The 17,809-nt window shown below is 26.9% G+C and carries 18 protein-coding genes; 4 read left to right on the forward strand and 14 right to left on the reverse strand.

Annotation, left to right across the window (positions count from 1 at the left end; genetic code table 11):
• Window position 1 precedes the first annotated feature (1 nt).
• Window positions 2-475, reverse strand: coding sequence for a hypothetical protein (locus ABGF45_RS03105; RefSeq protein ID WP_408112595.1), 474 nt, complete (start codon window positions 473-475; stop codon window positions 2-4).
• A gap of 487 nt (window positions 476-962) precedes the next feature.
• On the opposite strand from ABGF45_RS03105, the gene ABGF45_RS03110 reads away from it, so the two are divergent.
• Window positions 963-1,703: a biotin--[acetyl-CoA-carboxylase] ligase gene (locus tag ABGF45_RS03110; RefSeq protein WP_134710827.1), complete on the forward strand. Its 741-nt coding sequence runs from the start codon at window positions 963-965 to the stop codon at window positions 1,701-1,703.
• 55 nt (window positions 1,704-1,758) lie between these two features.
• Here the strand turns inward: ABGF45_RS03110 and ABGF45_RS03115 are convergent, their stop codons facing one another.
• The 10 genes from ABGF45_RS03115 to citD form a co-directional block, all read right to left on the reverse strand.
• Window positions 1,759-2,313, reverse strand: a complete 555-nt coding sequence (locus tag ABGF45_RS03115) for a biotin transporter BioY (protein ID WP_134710826.1) — start codon at window positions 2,311-2,313, stop codon at window positions 1,759-1,761.
• Window positions 2,314-2,354: 41 nt separating this feature from the next.
• Window positions 2,355-3,437 (reverse strand): sodium ion-translocating decarboxylase subunit beta, encoded by a 1,083-nt coding sequence (locus tag ABGF45_RS03120; protein ID WP_209021408.1) that lies wholly within the window; start codon window positions 3,435-3,437, stop codon window positions 2,355-2,357.
• Window positions 3,438-3,495: 58 nt separating this feature from the next.
• A complete protein-coding gene (locus ABGF45_RS03125) occupies window positions 3,496-3,846 on the reverse strand; it encodes a biotin/lipoyl-containing protein (RefSeq protein WP_134710824.1) in 351 nt (116 codons plus the stop codon).
• Window positions 3,847-3,854: 8 nt separating this feature from the next.
• Entirely contained in the window at window positions 3,855-4,172 is a 318-nt protein-coding gene (locus tag ABGF45_RS03130) for a hypothetical protein (RefSeq protein ID WP_134710823.1), read from the reverse strand.
• A gap of 14 nt (window positions 4,173-4,186) precedes the next feature.
• On the reverse strand, window positions 4,187-5,572 hold the full coding sequence (locus ABGF45_RS03135; protein WP_134710822.1) for an oxaloacetate decarboxylase subunit alpha: 1,386 nt from the start codon (window positions 5,570-5,572) through the stop codon (window positions 4,187-4,189).
• 114 nt (window positions 5,573-5,686) lie between these two features.
• Window positions 5,687-6,979, reverse strand: coding sequence for a 2-hydroxycarboxylate transporter family protein (locus tag ABGF45_RS03140; RefSeq protein WP_134710821.1), 1,293 nt, complete (start codon window positions 6,977-6,979; stop codon window positions 5,687-5,689).
• Between the two features lie 43 nt (window positions 6,980-7,022).
• Entirely contained in the window at window positions 7,023-7,553 is a 531-nt protein-coding gene (gene citX, locus ABGF45_RS03145) for a citrate lyase holo-[acyl-carrier protein] synthase (RefSeq protein WP_408112596.1), read from the reverse strand.
• A complete protein-coding gene (citF, locus tag ABGF45_RS03150) occupies window positions 7,543-9,078 on the reverse strand; it encodes a citrate lyase subunit alpha (RefSeq protein WP_134710819.1) in 1,536 nt (511 codons plus the stop codon). The genes citX and citF overlap by 11 nt, the downstream gene beginning before the upstream one ends.
• Before the next feature lies 1 nt (window position 9,079).
• Entirely contained in the window at window positions 9,080-9,967 is an 888-nt protein-coding gene (gene citE / locus ABGF45_RS03155) for a citrate (pro-3S)-lyase subunit beta (RefSeq protein WP_134710818.1), read from the reverse strand.
• Entirely contained in the window at window positions 9,955-10,263 is a 309-nt protein-coding gene (citD, locus tag ABGF45_RS03160) for a citrate lyase acyl carrier protein (protein WP_134710817.1), read from the reverse strand. Before citD ends, citE begins: the two co-directional genes overlap by 13 nt.
• 225 nt (window positions 10,264-10,488) lie before the next feature.
• On the opposite strand from citD, the gene citC reads away from it, so the two are divergent.
• Window positions 10,489-11,544: a [citrate (pro-3S)-lyase] ligase gene (citC, locus tag ABGF45_RS03165; protein WP_408112597.1), complete on the forward strand. Its 1,056-nt coding sequence runs from the start codon at window positions 10,489-10,491 to the stop codon at window positions 11,542-11,544.
• A 196-nt stretch (window positions 11,545-11,740) separates the two neighbouring features.
• Here the strand turns inward: citC and citG are convergent, their stop codons facing one another.
• The 3 genes from citG to ABGF45_RS03180 form a co-directional block, all read right to left on the reverse strand.
• On the reverse strand, window positions 11,741-12,607 hold the full coding sequence (gene citG, locus ABGF45_RS03170; RefSeq protein WP_408111583.1) for a triphosphoribosyl-dephospho-CoA synthase CitG: 867 nt from the start codon (window positions 12,605-12,607) through the stop codon (window positions 11,741-11,743).
• Entirely contained in the window at window positions 12,600-13,295 is a 696-nt protein-coding gene (locus tag ABGF45_RS03175) for a GntR family transcriptional regulator (RefSeq protein WP_134710814.1), read from the reverse strand. Before ABGF45_RS03175 ends, citG begins: the two co-directional genes overlap by 8 nt.
• Window positions 13,296-13,573: 278 nt before the next feature.
• Window positions 13,574-14,431 carry a staphylokinase domain-containing protein gene (locus ABGF45_RS03180; protein WP_408112598.1) on the reverse strand — a complete coding sequence of 286 codons (858 nt, stop codon included), beginning with the start codon at window positions 14,429-14,431 and terminating at the stop codon, window positions 13,574-13,576.
• Window positions 14,432-15,107: 676 nt separating this feature from the next.
• Between ABGF45_RS03180 and dnaA the strand changes: the two genes are divergently transcribed.
• Window positions 15,108-16,550, forward strand: a complete 1,443-nt coding sequence (dnaA, locus tag ABGF45_RS03185) for a chromosomal replication initiator protein DnaA (RefSeq protein WP_408112599.1) — start codon at window positions 15,108-15,110, stop codon at window positions 16,548-16,550.
• A gap of 161 nt (window positions 16,551-16,711) precedes the next feature.
• Window positions 16,712-17,806, forward strand: a complete 1,095-nt coding sequence (gene dnaN / locus ABGF45_RS03190; protein WP_134710811.1) for a DNA polymerase III subunit beta — start codon at window positions 16,712-16,714, stop codon at window positions 17,804-17,806.
• The last annotated feature ends 3 nt before the right edge of the window (window positions 17,807-17,809 follow it).

Consider the following 17,809-nt stretch of genomic DNA (forward strand, 5'->3'; position numbering starts at 1 on the left):
TTTAATCCCAAGCCACCTTATCAATAGTATGAACTACATCAATTAGACGAGTTCTATCACTATTTTCATAAGCGTAGATATACCTTTCTTTTTTCATTGATTCATTTTCACTATCTATTATATATCTATATTTTTCTGTAAAATAAACATCTTCTATTCCTTTTGTGTAAATGTGTATACCCAATGATGTAACAAGTCCTGCTGCTAGCCCTAAAGTAGAAGCTAATAACGAAATAATTAAAGCCTTTTCGCCAACAATATCTTTCTTTGTATAATAACGATATTGCCAATTCCATGTTGTAACACTTCGATATAATTTATTAAATGATGAAATATTATCATTTTTATTATTAAATTCATGTATTAATTTGTCATATTTATAAACAAAAATGTTTTCATCAAAACTCTTAATAGTATAAATAGAATTAGATTCTTTATTTTTATAAATTTCATATTTATTAGTTTCTTCTGTCATTTTAGAAACGATAACATAAGAATCTCAATTATCTTCAACTATTGTTATTTCAGTACTATTATATGTGTTTAAATTATTTGCAAATACTGTTGGTGAAATAATATTTACAATAAATATAAAGCTCATTATAACACTAATTATTTTTTTTATTTTCTGGCGAAATTAAATTTCTACTCTTGTATAGCTCATTTATCTTCAATAATATAATAACACAAATATTTACTTTTTTAAATGATTTCGATATCATTTTTTTTATATTATTTTCCTACAAATTTTAACTAATTTATATAATACAAAGTTTATTCTTAAATTTACGAATATATGACATTATTTCTATAATTTATATTCTTGTGTAATTTATGATATACGAATTCATTATAAAATTATATATATTTTATAACAAATTATATGATATTATTTATATATATTTATTTTTCAATTAAATCTATATATAGTTTATATATAATAACATCAAGGAATATAAAAAATGGATAGAATAGATAATGAAATAATAGTATTTGAAACAATTGATTCAACAAACGATCAGCTAAAAAGATATTTGATTGAAAATAGTAACTACAAAATCGTTATTGCCAAAGAACAAACTAAAGGTAGGGGACAAAAAGATAATAAATTTATATCTCCTCCTGGAGGTTTATATATTAGTATAGCTATAAAACCAAAATACGATATTGAGAAACTTAAATATTTGAGTATAAGGACTGCTTTAGAAATAAAAAATATTTTAGATAAACTCTATAATAAAAATATTAAATTAAAATGGCTTAATGATATAATTTTAGATGAAAAAAAATTAGGTGGTATTCTTATAGAAAATATTTTTTCAAAAGATAATAAATTAGAATATAGCGTAATAGGAATTGGTTTAAACTTATTAAATAATATTAAACTAAATGAAGAATTGAATGATAATTATATAAGTCTTTCTTTAACAAATTATGAAAACGAGTCAAAAAAGATAATAAATGAAATTATTCCTTCTATTAAATCTTTAGAAAACGACTTTAGTATTTCTAATATAACTAATAACTATAATGAATGCTTATATTTAAAAAATACTAATATAACCTTAGTTTCAAATAAGGAAACATATTTTGGTAAACTTTTATCCATAAATGAAGACTTATCATTAAACCTTTTGTTAAATGAAAATATAAAGTCTTTTTCTTATAATTTATATAAAATTAAAGATCCTTACAAAAAATAGGTAGCTGTTGCAAAATAATTTTTTAGTTATTTTGCAACAGCTCTTTTCTAATTTTTTATTTAATTCTAAATCTCTCAATATGATTTCTAGATATAATATTAGCCGCAACTATACACTTTAATAAATCTCCAGGTATAAAAACTAACATGCCTACCCTTAATATTTTTGAAAGGCTCATTGCCTTTCCTAAATATATGTTTAAAATATAAGACATATATGGTATTCCAAATAAATAAATAATTAAAACGGATGTAATAAAAATTATTAAAGATTTTAAAAAATTAATATTTTTAACTTTTTCAAACATAATGCTTATATATAAAGCGGAAAATATCATTCCTATTAAAAAACCAAAACTTGGCATATATATACTTGATAATCCACCTCTAAATCCTGAAAATATAGGTAATCCCATTAACCCCATAAATACATAAACTATACTTGCAAGATATGCTTTTTTCCCTAAAAAAAATCCGGATAACATTACAAATAATGTTTGTAATGTTATTGATACCGGGCCAACCGGTATACTCATAAATGCTCCTATTGCTATTAAAGCAACAAATAAGGCAACTGTAACCATAATTTTAGTATTATTATTTTTCAACATATTAACTCTCTTTCAAAATTTTAAACTTTTTACCAAATATATTAAGCAAACATTGCCAATAAAACTCCGGCAACAACTGCTGAACCTATAACTCCAGCAACATTTGGCCCCATTGCATGCATTAATAAAAAGTTTGAAGGATTTTCTAATTGTCCTTCCTTGTGAACAACTCTAGCTGCCATTGGTACCGCTGATACACCTGCTGCTCCAATCATTGGATTTATTTTACCTCCGGATAGACGATACATTAATTTGCCTAGTAATACTCCTGAAGCTGTTCCTATTGAAAAAGCTACTAAGCCTAAGCCTATTATTAAAATAGTTGATGGAGATAAGAAAATTTCTCCTTTAGCTGTAGCCCCAACTGAAACACCTAATAAAATAGTAATGATATACATCATAGAATTAGATAAAGCTGTAGTTAATAATGGTACTATTTTAATTTCTCTTAATAAATTACCTAACATTAACATTCCAACTAAAGTAGTTGCACTTGGAACTATAAGACTTACCAATATAGTAACTACAATTGGAAAAACAATTTTTTCTGTTTGTGAAACTTTACGTTGCTCTTTCATAACTACCTGACGCTCTTTTTTAGTTGTAAGAATTCTAATGATTGGTGGTTGAATAACCGGAACTAATGCCATATAAGAATATGCAGCAATAGCAATTGCAGATAATAAATGAGGTGCTAAACGTGTAGTTGTAAAAATCGCAGTCGGACCATCAGCTCCTCCTATTATTCCGATAGATGCTGCTTCTTCTGGTGTCATACCGAAAAGAATAGCTATAAAGAAGGCTGAAAATATACCTAGTTGTGCTGCCCCACCTAACAATAAAGTTTTTGGATTAGCGATTAACGGACCAAAATCGGTAGAAATCCCTAAACATAAAAATATTAAAGGTGGATAAATTCCTAATTTTGTACCTTGATATAAATAATAAATTAATCCTGCAGGATCACTACCTGTTGCTTTTGACATAACTCCAGATAAAGGTAAATTGGCAAGCAACATTCCAAAAGCAATTGGCACCATTAAATATGGTTCATATTGTTTTTTTATACCTAAATACAGAAATGAGCAAGCTAATACAATCATAATAAAATTTTGAATTGTCATAGCTGCAAATCCTGAACTAGATATCAATTCTCCTATAATTTTTAACAAAGTACCCCTCCTAAATTATAATTAATTCTTGATTTGATTCTACTTCTTGAGATTCATTTACCAATATTGATTTTACTATACCATCTTGTGGAGCTGTTATCTCTGTTTCCATTTTCATTGCCCCTAAAATAAATAATGTATCTCCCGATTTAACTGTTTGATTTTCTTTAACTTTTATAGAAACTATAACTCCACCCATAGGGGATTTTACTGTGAAACCGTCAGAGTTATTACTTTTATTTACTTTTTTAGAAGTATTCTCTTCTAAATTGTTTGTTATAGAAACTTTTTCATTATCTTTAAGTTCTCTTAAACTAACCTCATAAATTTCACCATTTACTGTAACTTCATATCTTTTCATTTTACACCTCATCCCTTATATTTTTTTACAGATTTTATTTCAAATTTTCTATCCGGCTTATCTTCACTGGCATATGCTAATGCCACTAAAGCTGCTATTTTAGCTTTAGCATCTTCTTCAAATATTTCATTTAATGTCTTTTCTTTTTTTATATTTAAATGTAATTTTTCGATTTTTTCATTATTTTTTTCGATAGCCTTGTTTGAAAAACTGTTTATTATGATTCCTATTATATTAATAGATACCATTATAGACATTAAAACTATTCCAACAATAACAATAGCTGAGATTGTCAAATTTAATACTTCTAAAAATGAATAATGCACGTATGACCCCTTTCTTAAAAATATGCTTTTATTTTTATTATATCTGGTTTAGGATTATAATAATTATTTAAGAAATTTTTCCCTACTTCCGGAAATAATGCATATATCAAAGTATCTTCATCATTTTTTGATAATTCTCCAATTTCATTATTTAACTTTGTAAATTCATTTTCTAAATCATCTGCAGGTCTATGACTTATAATATCTTCTTCTCCCACTAAACTTTTTCTAAACGATTCTTCTACTGGAACAGGAAATTTCCCATATTTACCTTTTAAATAATCCTTAACTTCTTTAGAAACCATCTTGTATCTTTCACCGGTAACTATATTCATAGTAGCTTGAGTCCCTACCATTTGACTTAATGGTGTAACAAGTGGGGGATACCCGAAATCTTTACGTACTTTTGGAACTTCCGCTAAAACTTCTTCATACTTTGATTCAAGTCCTAACCCTTTTAATTGTGAATACATGTTAGAAAGCATACCACCAGGTACCTGATAAATAAGTGCTCTGGGATCCGGCATCAGCATTTTTGGATCTATTAGCCCTTCTCTTATATATTTATCTCGTAATTTTCTAAAATATTCGGCTACTTCTCCTAACTTTTCTTTATTAAGTCCTGTTAAATAACCGGATTCTTCAAAGCTAATCATCATTGCTTCTGTTGCTGGTTGACTTGTGCCTTCACTTAAAGGTGAAATTGCTGTATCAACACGATCAGCTCCAGCTTCTACAACTTTACTTAAGGTTATTTGAGATAGTCCACTAGTTGCATGAGTATGAACTACTATAGGTAATTTAATTTCTTTTTTTAACGCTTTTACTAAATTATATCCTTCTTCAGGCGTTAATACCCCTGCCATATCTTTTACACAAATACTGTCTGCTCCCATATTTTGAATTTCCTTTGATAATTCAACATAATATTCAATAGTATGAACAGGGCTGGTGGTGTATGCAATAGCTATTTGAGCTTCTTTACCATATTTTTGAACTACCTCCATAGATTTCTTAAGATTTCTAATATCATTTAGTGCATCAAAAATCCTAAAAATATCTATTCCATTAATAGCCGCTCTTTCTATAAACTTCTCTACTACATCATCAGCATAATGACGATATCCAAGTAAATTTTGTCCTCGTAACAACATTTGTAGTGGTGTATTAGGTACTAATTTCTTAATCTTTCTTAATCTTTCCCATGGATTTTCATTTAAATACCTTATACATGCATCAAATGTTGCACCACCCCAACATTCCAAGGATGCATATCCTACTTGATCCAAAACCGGTAATATAGGCTCCATGTCAGAAAATGGCATACGTGTCGCCATTAAACTTTGATGAGCATCTCTCAAAACCGTTTCAGTAACTTTAACTGAATTTTTTTTATCCATTTTTTACTCCTTTAATTCCTTTAATAATAAAAAGTGTCAGTGTTCAAATTAAAGCACCGACACTCTATCTTATCAATTGTAACGCTTCAATATTATATTATTTAAGATTATTAATTAAAAGAATAACCCAAACATTATTGAGGCAATAACTAATACCATTCCTCCACCTAGACGTGAAGATAATTGAGCATAAGAAATCAATCCCATACGATCAGCAGCTCCTAATACTGCAATATCACCGGAGCCTCCACGATTTGCCATACATAAACCAGCAGTTACAGCTGTATCTATTGGGTAGAATCCAACTAATTTTCCTACTATAGCTGAACCAAATATAGCACCTATTACTATAGCTAAAGCAATTACAACATTAGCTAAAGTTATAGCAGATATTAATTCATTTAATTTTGTTGATATACCTACCCCTACCATAATTACTAATACTAAATTCTTTGTAAAGAATGATTGCACATCTTTTGCTGCAACTCTAAGTTTATCAGGTATAACTCCCATAACATTCGCTAAAGCTACTAATACTATCATAAAAGCAAATTGATGAATTGGAACTGATGGTAAAATATATCCATCCCACAATTTAGATAATATTTTGCCTCCTTGGTAAAATGCCAAACCTAATAAAACTGCTCCAGCATATTCTTTAATACCTATCTTGAATTTTTCCTCTTCAACTACAATTTCTTTATCGCTTTTAATTAAACTGTTTTTATCCCCTGTCAAACTTGTCTTTTTATTACCTATAGAGTTTAATACCCCTCCGGCTATAATAGCAAATATATTTGCTATTGTTAAAATCGCAATAGCAAAACTATAATAATTTGCTGCAGCATCGCCGGTTACACGCTCATATATTTGAGATAACGGTACCGCTCCGGCTCCGTTTCCTCCACCCATAACAGGTAATACATATTTAATAACAATATCAACAGGAGTTATATTAAATATTAATCCGACTAATATTCCCAATACTGCTGCTCCTACTAATCCTCCTAAAATAGCAGGTATATACCCAGCAAATGATTTAATCATTAATTTACGATTTAATCCCAAAATGGAACCTGTAATTAATGCTATAATAAATAAATTCAACAATCCCATAGGTTTACTATTAACAGAATCAATCAATTTCACATAATCTTTAGGTATTATATTAAATTGAACTAATAATGCTGTCCCTAAAAATGCTAAAACTAATCCTCCTCCTACATATTTATTCCAAATAGGGATACGTTCTCCTATTTCGTTAAAAATAGTTCCTATAACAAACATAATTGCTAGTCCACCAGCAAGGTCCTTAGATAAAACGCCCAAATACATAGCAGCTATAATAACTAATGCAATAAGTCCAAACGTTGGTATATCAAGACCAAATAATTTTATTTTTTTCATATTTTACCTTCTTTATTATTTTTTTTATATTTTTTATACAATTTTATGAATTTATTAATTTAGAAATTTTTTCTTGCATTTCTTCAACTGTGTGCTTTCTAGATCTTCCACATTTTTTAGCATTTTCTTCACAAATTATACATTTTCTGGATGGCAAATTAAAATCTTTCCTACTAACCACATTTACCATCTCATTTTTCAAAAATAACACATCTAAATCTAAAATTCTTCTTTTTTTATTTGATTCTTCAAATTCTATTAATTTCTTTTTTAGTACCAGAGGATCAATTTTTAATATTATATATGCTTCATTTCCTGTAGATTTATTTAAAATAACCTTTTGAATAATTATATTTTTAAATAAGTCTAATATAATATTTATCTCTGTATTGAAAAAATTTACTAAAAATTTAGAATTTTTAATTTCACCGGGTATATTTAATGTTATTGATAATAAGCTGTATTCTGGATACTGTGTCATCAATTCATATTGGAATTTTTGTCTTTTTTCTCTAGCATCAAGAATTTCTCCAAGCGAAACAGGTATACCATCAAATACTTTATTAATCGACATTTTTTACCGTATCAATAATAGTTCCGTCTCTATATTCAACTAAAGCAACTGTTTTTTCTCCATATTTAATTGCCTTTGGCTTTCCAACTATACTATAAGCCTTTTCCTTTAATTCTTCAATTGTATATATCGGAACACTAATATCCTTTAGACTTTCTATAAGATCTTTTCTATTTGGATTAATTGCTATTCCTATTTCTGTAACAATAACATCAACAGAAGAACCCGGTGTAATTATAGTATTAACCTCGTCAACTATTGTAGGTATTCTTCCTCTTATTAACGGACTTATTACCAATGACATCTTCGATGCAAATGCTGTATCGGAGTGTCCTCCAGAAGCACCTCTTATTACACCGTCTGAACCGGTCAATACATTTACGTTAAATTTAGTATCAACTTCCAATGCAGATAAAATACACACATCCAGCATATTTACAACAGCTCCTTTATTAAAAGGGGAAGCATATAAATCAGCATCTATTTCATAATGATTAAAATTTCTACCCATTGATTCTCCTGAATAAGAATCAAAATCCTGAACATCTAATATTTTTGCAACTAAGCCTTCTTCCAATAATTCAACCATTGCATTAGTAATTCCACCTAAAACAAATGATGCTTTTACACTATCCTTTATCATAGATTCACGTAAAAATCTCGTTACTGCTAATGAAGCTCCGCCTGTCCCTGTTTGGAAAGAAAATCCATCTTTGTAATATTGAGACTTTGTAATTACTTTAGCCGCATATTCTGCAATTAATAATTCTTTCGGATTTTTAGTATAACGTGTAGCACCTTTAGCGATACCCTTAGGATCGCCTATTTTATCAACGACAACCACATAGTCAACATAATGTTGTGGAATACTTATTGGAGTGTTCGGATAATTTACCAAAGTATCTGTTATTACTACAACTTTATCTGCGTATCTTGCATCTACCTTTGCATAGCCTAATGAACCGCATGGTGCCTTACCTACAGTACCATTTACATTACCATATTCATCTGAGCTTGGTGCTCCTAAAAAAGCAACATCAATATGTATATCTCCTGAAACAATAGCTCTTGCTCTACCACCATGAGATCTAATAACTACGGGATTTTCCATGATACCAGATGATATAGCAGCACCCAATTTATCACGCAAACCGGAAGACGTTATATTTGTTACAACTCCATTTTTTATATGCTCAATTAAAGGTTCATGTACATTTGCTATTGAAGAAGGTGCTATTGAAATATTTTTTATCCCCAAATTTGCAATTTCTTCCATAACCATGTTTAATATATAATCTCCTTCACGGAAATGATGATGAAAAGATATTGTCATTCCATCCTTTAGACCTGTTTTTTTAATAGCATCTCTAATAGAATCTACTAATTTTGTTTTACCTGGAATAACGGGATTTATTTGGCGATTAGATTCAATAAATGGTCTAATATTTTCAGTTTCTCCTTCATATATGCCATTTTTATTTACATAATCATTAGAAATATTTCTACCTAATTTATTCATTACCATATTAATAATCCCCCTCTTTTATGATTCCAGCTGCTTTTGCTAAAGATAAAACTCTATACGCACGTTCAACTATAGGTTTGTCAACCATTTTGCCATTAACCGAAATAACTCCTGAACCTTTAGCCTCAGCTTCTCGTATACCATTAATAACATCAATAGCATTATCAATTTCTTTTTCAGTCGGAGTATAAACTTGGTTAACTAAAGGAATTTGTCTTGGATTTATAACTGATTTTCCATCAAAACCTAATTGTTTGATTAATGATACTTCTTTCAAGAACCCTTCTGTATTTTCAACATTAGAATAAACCGTATCGATTGCAGCAATTCCTTCTGCACGAGCAGCATGTAAAATCATACTACGAGCAAAAAATAATTCCTGACCGTCAGGATATCTTCTTGTTTTCATATTTGTAACATAATCTTCAGCACCCAAAGCTATACCTATCAATCTTTTACTTGCTCTAGCTATATCTCTGGCGTTTAGGACTCCTTCTGCTGATTCAATTGCAGCCATCATTTTAGTAGTTCCTACTTCAATGTTATTTTCTTCTTCAACTTTTCTTATTACTTCTTCAACATCTATAATATCTTGAGCTCTTTCTGTTTTAGGTAAACGAATTACGTCAACCCCACCAAGCACTGCTGCTTCAATATCAAGATCCCCACCTGCTTCTAGAGAATTAATTCTCACTACTGTCTCTACACTTGAGTAATCAAATGTTTTTAATGCAAAATGTACTAATACTCTAGCAGAATCTTTTTCTTTTAATGATACGGAATCTTCTAAGTCAAACATTATAGAATCTGCACCATAAAGAGCAGCATCTCTTAGCATAGCAACATTTGAGCCCGGAAGAAACATCATAGTTCTTCTTAAACGTTCCATGTATCTATCTCCTTCCAATTATATTTTTTTACATCTAGTGCACGATTTACAGCTGTGATAGTTCTTGCTTGGATGGTGCAATCTAAAGCACCTTTATCTATTGCATCTACTGTAACTGATTTAATTCCAAGATTATCCAAAGTTTTTTTTATAAGTTCTCTTATTTGAACTCCATATTGTTTTTCAACACTTGAATCCAAATTAATAACTATCTTTTTTTCTTCATTTGGAGATACTGTAATCATAATATCACTGGATTCAACAGTACCTGCCACTGCGGTTTTTGTAATTTCCATATTATCACCTCTCTTACATTTTACAATTACCAACTCAACGTCATTATAAGCTAAAATTAATTTAATAAAAAGGATTTCTTGGTTTTTTATTGTATTTTTTTATTAAAATTTAAATATTTTCTGACAGCGTATTAAAATATTTAAAACTAAATTTTACAATCACATATATATAATGTAAAATGTCTAATAAATCAATATATTATTAATATCAATCGGAGAATTAAAATGGATTATAATGATTACTATATTAAAATAATAAATAAATCGAATAAAAGAAAATATGAAAAAGTTATTCAACTTTTAGAAAAAGAAAACATTAGATTAGATAAGAATCTAGACTATACTTGTGGTATTTTTGATAATGATGATAAATTAATAGCTACGGGATCCTGCTATAAAAACACTTTACGATGTCTTGCTGTTGATAAATTTTATCAAGGTATGGGATTTATAAACAAATTAATTTCTCACTTAATTAATGAACAATATTCACGAGGAAATTATCACATTTTTATTTATACAAAATCTCATTTTCGTGATATATTTGTTGATTTAGGTTTTTTTGAAATAGAATATATTAAAAATCAAATTGTTTTTTTAGAAAATAAAAAAAATGGATTTAATAATTTTTTAAAAAGCTTGGAAACTTCAGATTTAACTAAAAATCAATCAATAGCTTCCTTAGTTATGAATTGCAATCCTTTCACTATTGGACATCAATATTTAATTGAAAAAGCTTCAAAAGAAAATGATATAGTTCATCTATTTATTGTTGAAGAAGATGCTAGTGTTTTTCCTTATAAGATAAGAAAAATGTTAATAGAAAAAGGTATATCTCATCTTTCTAATATTATAATTCACAGCACAGGTCCATATTTAATTAGTTCTTCTACTTTTCCAAGTTACTTTCAAAAAGATTCTAGAGAAGCGATTTCAAGTCAAGCTAATCTTGATAGTCATATTTTTAAAAAAATCGCAAATCATCTAAAAATAAATAAACGATATGTTGGAACAGAACCCCTTAGTTGCACTACAAAAGAATATAACAAAAGCTTAAATAATATTCTTAATAGTGCCGGAATTGAAGTTATAGAAGTTCCTAGAATTGAAAATAATGAAGATTTTATTTCTGCTTCAAAAGTAAGAGAACTCTTGCGAAATAATTATATAGAAAAAATAAAAGAATTTGTACCTAAAACTACCTATGACTTTTTAATTTCAAAACAGGGCAAAGAAATCATATCAAAAATACAACAGTTACAAAATGTTATACATCATTAATTATTATTTAAAAATCATGGTCTGTTGCAAAATAACTAAAAAAATCATTTTATAGCACTCCCATGATTTTTTAAATAACTTAAACTTAGACACCCTGTAATTTACAGATCGAATTGCAATTTTTGACATTTCTTTCTAATTGTGGTTAACTGCAAAAAAAAGTCAAAAATCATCGAAAATTTATCGATTTATTTTTCTATAAAGACAAAAGACTTAAATCATTTAAAAATATACTTATACATAACAAATCTGCCGCCCCTCCCGGACTTAAATTTCTTTCTATCAACACTTTATTATACTTATTCAATAATATTCTTATATCTTCTCCTTTAAGAATTTTTTCATACAATTTTTCAGCTTCTAATTTAACTTTTCTCCATTCTCCAATACCACCTCTATGAATCAAATTTCCATCTTCTACTTTTGTCATCAATAATATTAAAACTTCTAAAAATATTTTTTCGTGATCATATTCTTCATTTTTTCTTTTTTGTATATAAGGCAATATTTTATCCAATATAAAAGCATATCCACCGGCAGCTTCACCTCTAGGTCCTAATATTCCATATTTAACATACAATTTTTCTCCATAACTTTTAGCGTTTGACTCATTAATATCTGAAAAATCTTTTTCTATCAAATTCTTAGACATATTTTTTACTACTTGAAAAACCACATCAAAATCTATATATTTTGAATTATGATTTAATTTTAAATAATAACCAATAGCTCCTAAGATTAAGGCAAATGCAAAATTTAATCCTTTATGAGTATTTACATTATCAGTTGCCTCAAACATACTTTTTTCAGCTAATACTCCCTCTTTACGTAATTTATCAAATAAATTATTTATATCTTGTGAATTATTCTCATACCCTATTTTTAAATAATTTTCAAAATGATTTTGAAGTGAAAATGCACTATTGATAAAATGATAAATGTTCATATCACTATGTGATCCATTATCAAATCTGTCAACTAATCCGGGTTTAGGAGAAATTACAACTTCATATAAAATTGATCTTGTTGCCAGTGAAGCTATTTTTTTTAACTTTTTATTCAATGTGGTTTTTCTCCATTTCCGAAATAACAAATTCTTGAGAATGCTGTAGATGTTCATGAGTTATTAATGTAATCTGATTTATATCTCTATTTTTCATTCCTCTGTAAATCATAGAATGTTCAAAAATTGCTTCTTTTCTTCTTTGATCAGATAAAAGAGAAATTTCTCTAAAATATTTAAAATAAGTCTTAAATTGATTAACTATAGCCGTTAATCTTTTCATATCACTTTTTCTATAAATAAAATCATTGAATTTCTTAAAATTTTTAATAACTTTATCTATTTCTTCTAATTCATCATAATAATAGGCTTCATCTATTATTTTTTTCATCTCATCAAAATCTTCCTCTGTCATTTTTTCCATTGCCTTTATGGATGCCAGTGTATCTAACCATTTACGTATTTCATATATTTCATGAGCATCTTTGATACTTATTCCTTTTACAATTATACCTATTTTAGGCACCCTTGTGACTAAATTCTCACTTGTAAGTTGATTCATAGCATATCTGATTGGAGTTCTTGATAAATTCAACAATTCTGAACACTCATTTTCATTAATACGAGTTCCAGCCGGAATAAATCCTAAAACTATACTTTTTCTAAAGGCTTCATAAACAGATTCTTTTAAAGTTTTTGAAGAATTGAAATCTAAATTTTCTTTTACAATACTAATTACTTTCTTCATTTGTCTCTCCTAATTAAATAATAAATAAAATATCATTCAAAAAATTTAATCCATTATCATATATACTATATATTAATAAATACATATTTTCAATTTTTTCCAGAAATTTAACACTTAAAAATAAAAAAAATTAAAGATGACAAAAATAAACAACCAATTCTTAAACCGTCAGAAAAGAAAAACTTAAAAGATTTTTTTATAATTTTTTTTTATTAAAATACCCTTTTTGCTGATAATTCAGCAAAAAGGGTAAGTATGTAAAATATTAAAATTTAAAATTATTTCTCCATAAAATCTACATAGTATACTTGATAAATTTCATCAATACTTGTAAATTCTTCTTCAAAGCCTGATTTAGAATTTGTTTTTATAATTCTATTTCTAGGAGCTATTGTATAGCTAAAATCTCCAACTTCAGAAAAATATTTTTGAAAATCACCGTTACTATTGTGAGTTATTATTGTTTCAACTTCACCCCTTATTTGCATCGTTGGATATTTTTTAGCTAAAATTTCTTCGGCTAAATTTCTAAGTTGTTGTGAATTTATTTTTTGTCCTATTGATATTGGTACAGATTCAAGTTGAATAGTTTCTAAAGGTCTTCCAATAAAATTACCCAATCTAGCAAACTTAACTTTATAATTTATTTGTGCAAAATTAGCAGGATTTTTTAATTCAGGTTCTTTTTTTTCTCTTAAAATTACATGTCCATTCAATTGGTATTTTCTGATATCGCCTTTTAATCTAACTGTACCTTCATCATCACCTACAGAAAACAAAAGTTCTCCATTATTATACAACTTAGCATCAGATGCAAAATCTAAAAGTTCATATTTATAATCTAATTGTAATTCTGTCATTTGATGTCTAATTGAATCTAATAATTCTTTTTTTGTAACTTTATCAAAGGGGGCAGATAATATATGAGTTGTCCCCCTAATTAATATTTTTTGTCCGGTACTTTCTACAATACCATCAACATTTATAGACACTGTAGCTTTTCTTTTTTCAACATCATCATAATAATATCTTGATAAATCGGAATCCGTAAAAGTAACTATAGCTTCTGCTTTTGATGTGTAAACAGAAGATAAAAGTGTTACAATAAGTGCTAATATATAAATCTTTTTTTTCAAATTTTTCCTCCTAAATTCACTACTATGTAATTGTTTTTAAAGTGAAATTGTTCACTAATCTTAAATTTAATTATTAAAAATAAATCTAAAATTATACTATCACTTAAAAATAATATCCATTAAATTAAACAAAAATGAAAAATTCATTTTTGCAAAAACCCCCTTTCCTTAAATTTTTGTGAAAAAATCTTTATATTACCTATATTTTTCAAATATAAAAATAAATTTTAATGGTTAACGTTTTCATTTTTTCACGCATATATTATATCAAAATTTTTTTATTTATTGCAACAAAAAAATAAATATAATAATTTTAATTTATCTAAAACTTAGATAATACCTATATTAAAATAAACAGTAAATTATTTTTTCCACATTTGTTGATAACTTTTAAAATTTTGTATTTTTTAATAATAATTGATATAATTAGTTAAGAATGTCTACAAGTTATTAACAAAAAAATGAAAGTTATACACATTTGTGGATTAAATGTTTATAATTTTAATTTTTTTTTGTAAAAAACAACCAAATTCAATAAATTTTATACTATATAAAAAGTTTTCAACAAATTATGCTTTTAAGTGGATAACTTATTTGTTAATTATTGTGATTGTTCATTTTACTTAATTTGTAATGTTGATAACTATGTTTATAACTTTAAAATAAAGGAGGTAAAATGGATAATTTAAATCAAATATGGGAAAAAATACAAGAAGAACTTTTTCTTGAAATGGTTGAGGTTCATTATAATACTTGGATAAAACCATTAATTCCCTTAAAAAAATTTGAATCTACTGTTTATATATATTCTTCAGTTACATTTATATTAAAAATAGTTAATGACAAATATAAAAAATCTATAGAAGATAAATTATCTAAATATTATAATGAATATATTAATTTAGTTTTATTGGATACTAAAGATGATTTATTTAAACAAATCAAAAATTCAAGTAAATTAAAAAATACTCAAATAGAAGGTCAGAAAAAATTCGATTTATCAGAGCCATTAGATGAACTTAACAAAAAAGTAAATACAACTACTCCATTAAATTACTCTTATGTTGATAACTTGGATAAAAAAAATACTTTTGCTAATTTTGTAAGAGGAAAATCTAATGATTTAGCGTTAGCTATTGCTATAAGTGTTGCAGAAAATCCCGGGACTGTATATAATCCATTCTTCATTTATGGTAGTTCCGGTTTAGGTAAAACTCACTTAATGCAAGCTATTGGACATAAAATATTAGAAAAGAATCCTGATAAAAAAGTTATCTATACTACAAGTGAAAATTTTGTAAATGAATTTATTTCAACTATTACAGATAACAAAAATTCAGTTACAAATTCTCAAATTTTTAGAGAAAAATATAGAAACTGTGATGTTTTAATGATTGATGATATTCAATTCATTTCAGGAAAAGAAAGTACTCAAGAAGAAATTTTTCATACTTTTAATTCTCTGCAACAAGCTAATAAACAAATTATATTTACATCAGATAAAAGGCCTGAAGAAATTAAAGGCTTAGAAGATAGGCTTGTTACAAGATTTAGTGGCGGAATGATTGCAGACATTCAAAAGCCGGATTTCGAAACCAGAGTTGCTATTATAAAACACAAAATAAATATGGATAAATACGAAGTTCCTAATAATGTAATAGAATTTATTGCTGAAAATGTCACTTCAAACATTAGAAATATAGAAGGTGCTATCCTTAAAGTTATGGCATATTACAAAATAATTTGTAAAAAATCTGACCACAATATTGATGATAATGAATTTTTAGATATAGCAAAGACAGCTCTTGCTATTGAAGAAAAAAAACAAAAACCAATAACGTTAGAAAGTATAAAAATTGCGGTTGCAGATTATTATAATTTGAAAACTGATGATTTAATTAAACAAAATAGGCAAAAAACTATATCTATTCCAAGACAGATAGCAATGCATTTATCAAGAAAATTAACAAATATTTCTTTAGTGAAAGTTGCTGACTCTTTTAATAGAGATCACACAACAATTATGCATGGAGATGACAAGATAAAGCATTTAATTGAAACTGATAGGAATGTAAAAAAAGAAGTAGAGGATATTATTGCTAAATTAAAAAGTGAATAATGTTGAAAACTTAGGATAACTAAATTATTTTTCATAACTTATCCACATGGATATAAAATCTTATAAATTGTTTAATTTTAACATTTTAACGACTTATCCACTTATCAACTGTCCCTACTACTATTATTACTAAATTTAAAATATATATAATAGGAGTGAAAATGAAATTTAACATTAACAAAGTTGATTTAGATAAACATATTTCTATAGCTCAAAAAGCTATTTCAAATAAATCAACTATTCAAATTTTAGAAGGAATTTTATTTAAAGCTGAAAATAATAAATTAATTTTATCTTCCACTGATTTAGAAATTTCTATAGAAACTAAAGTTAGCTGTGAAGTTATAGAAGAAGGAGCAGCTGTAATTAAATCAAATATTATAGGTAATATTATAAGAAAAATGCCTAATGATATTATTCAAATTACAATAGAAGATGATAATGTAAATATAAAATGTCAAAAATCAATATTTAATATTTCATGTCAGTCATCTTCAGATTTTCCATCTTTACCAGAAATTGAAGAAAAAGTAAGTCTAACGATAGATAATGATGATTTATTAACAGCTATAAGAGAAACTAAATTTGCTACATCTATTGATGAAACAAGATTAGCATTAACAGGATTATTATTTGAATTAAAAGATAATAGTTTAAAATTTGTTGGTCTTGATGGGTATAGAATGGCAATAAAAAAATATGACTTTACATCAAATGAAGAATTTTCTTGTATTATTCCTAAAAAGGGATTTAATGAATTATCAAAAATTTTAGATGATACGTCCACAGATGTGGTATTTATGAAAGGTCATATTGCTTTTATAAATGGAAATACAAAAATATTTACAAGACTTATAGACAAACCATATATAGATTATAATAAAATTTTAAATAATTCATTTAATACTAAGGTTGTTGTAAATAGAAATGATTTAGTTAATGCTCTTGAAAGAGCTCAATTATTATCTACTGGATCGAATGCAAGTTTAACAAAATTAGAATTCGTGGATGGTGAGATAAGTATAAATTCAAATTCTGAATTAGGTAAATTAGATGAAAAAATTTATGGAAAACAAGATGGTGAAAATATTAGAATTGCATTTAACACTAAATATCTTACAGATGGATTAAAAGAAATGGATTCTGACGAAGTTGTACTTCATTTAACTACACCACTTTCACCAATGACTATTTATCCGGTAGATGAAGATGATAACTATCTATATTTAGTTTTACCTGTAAGACTTTCACAATAAGAG

The sequence above is a fragment of the Helcococcus sp. KG196 genome (genome assembly GCF_046035495.1).
In the GTDB taxonomy this organism is placed as follows: Bacteria; Bacillota; Clostridia; order Tissierellales; family Peptoniphilaceae; genus Helcococcus; species Helcococcus ovis.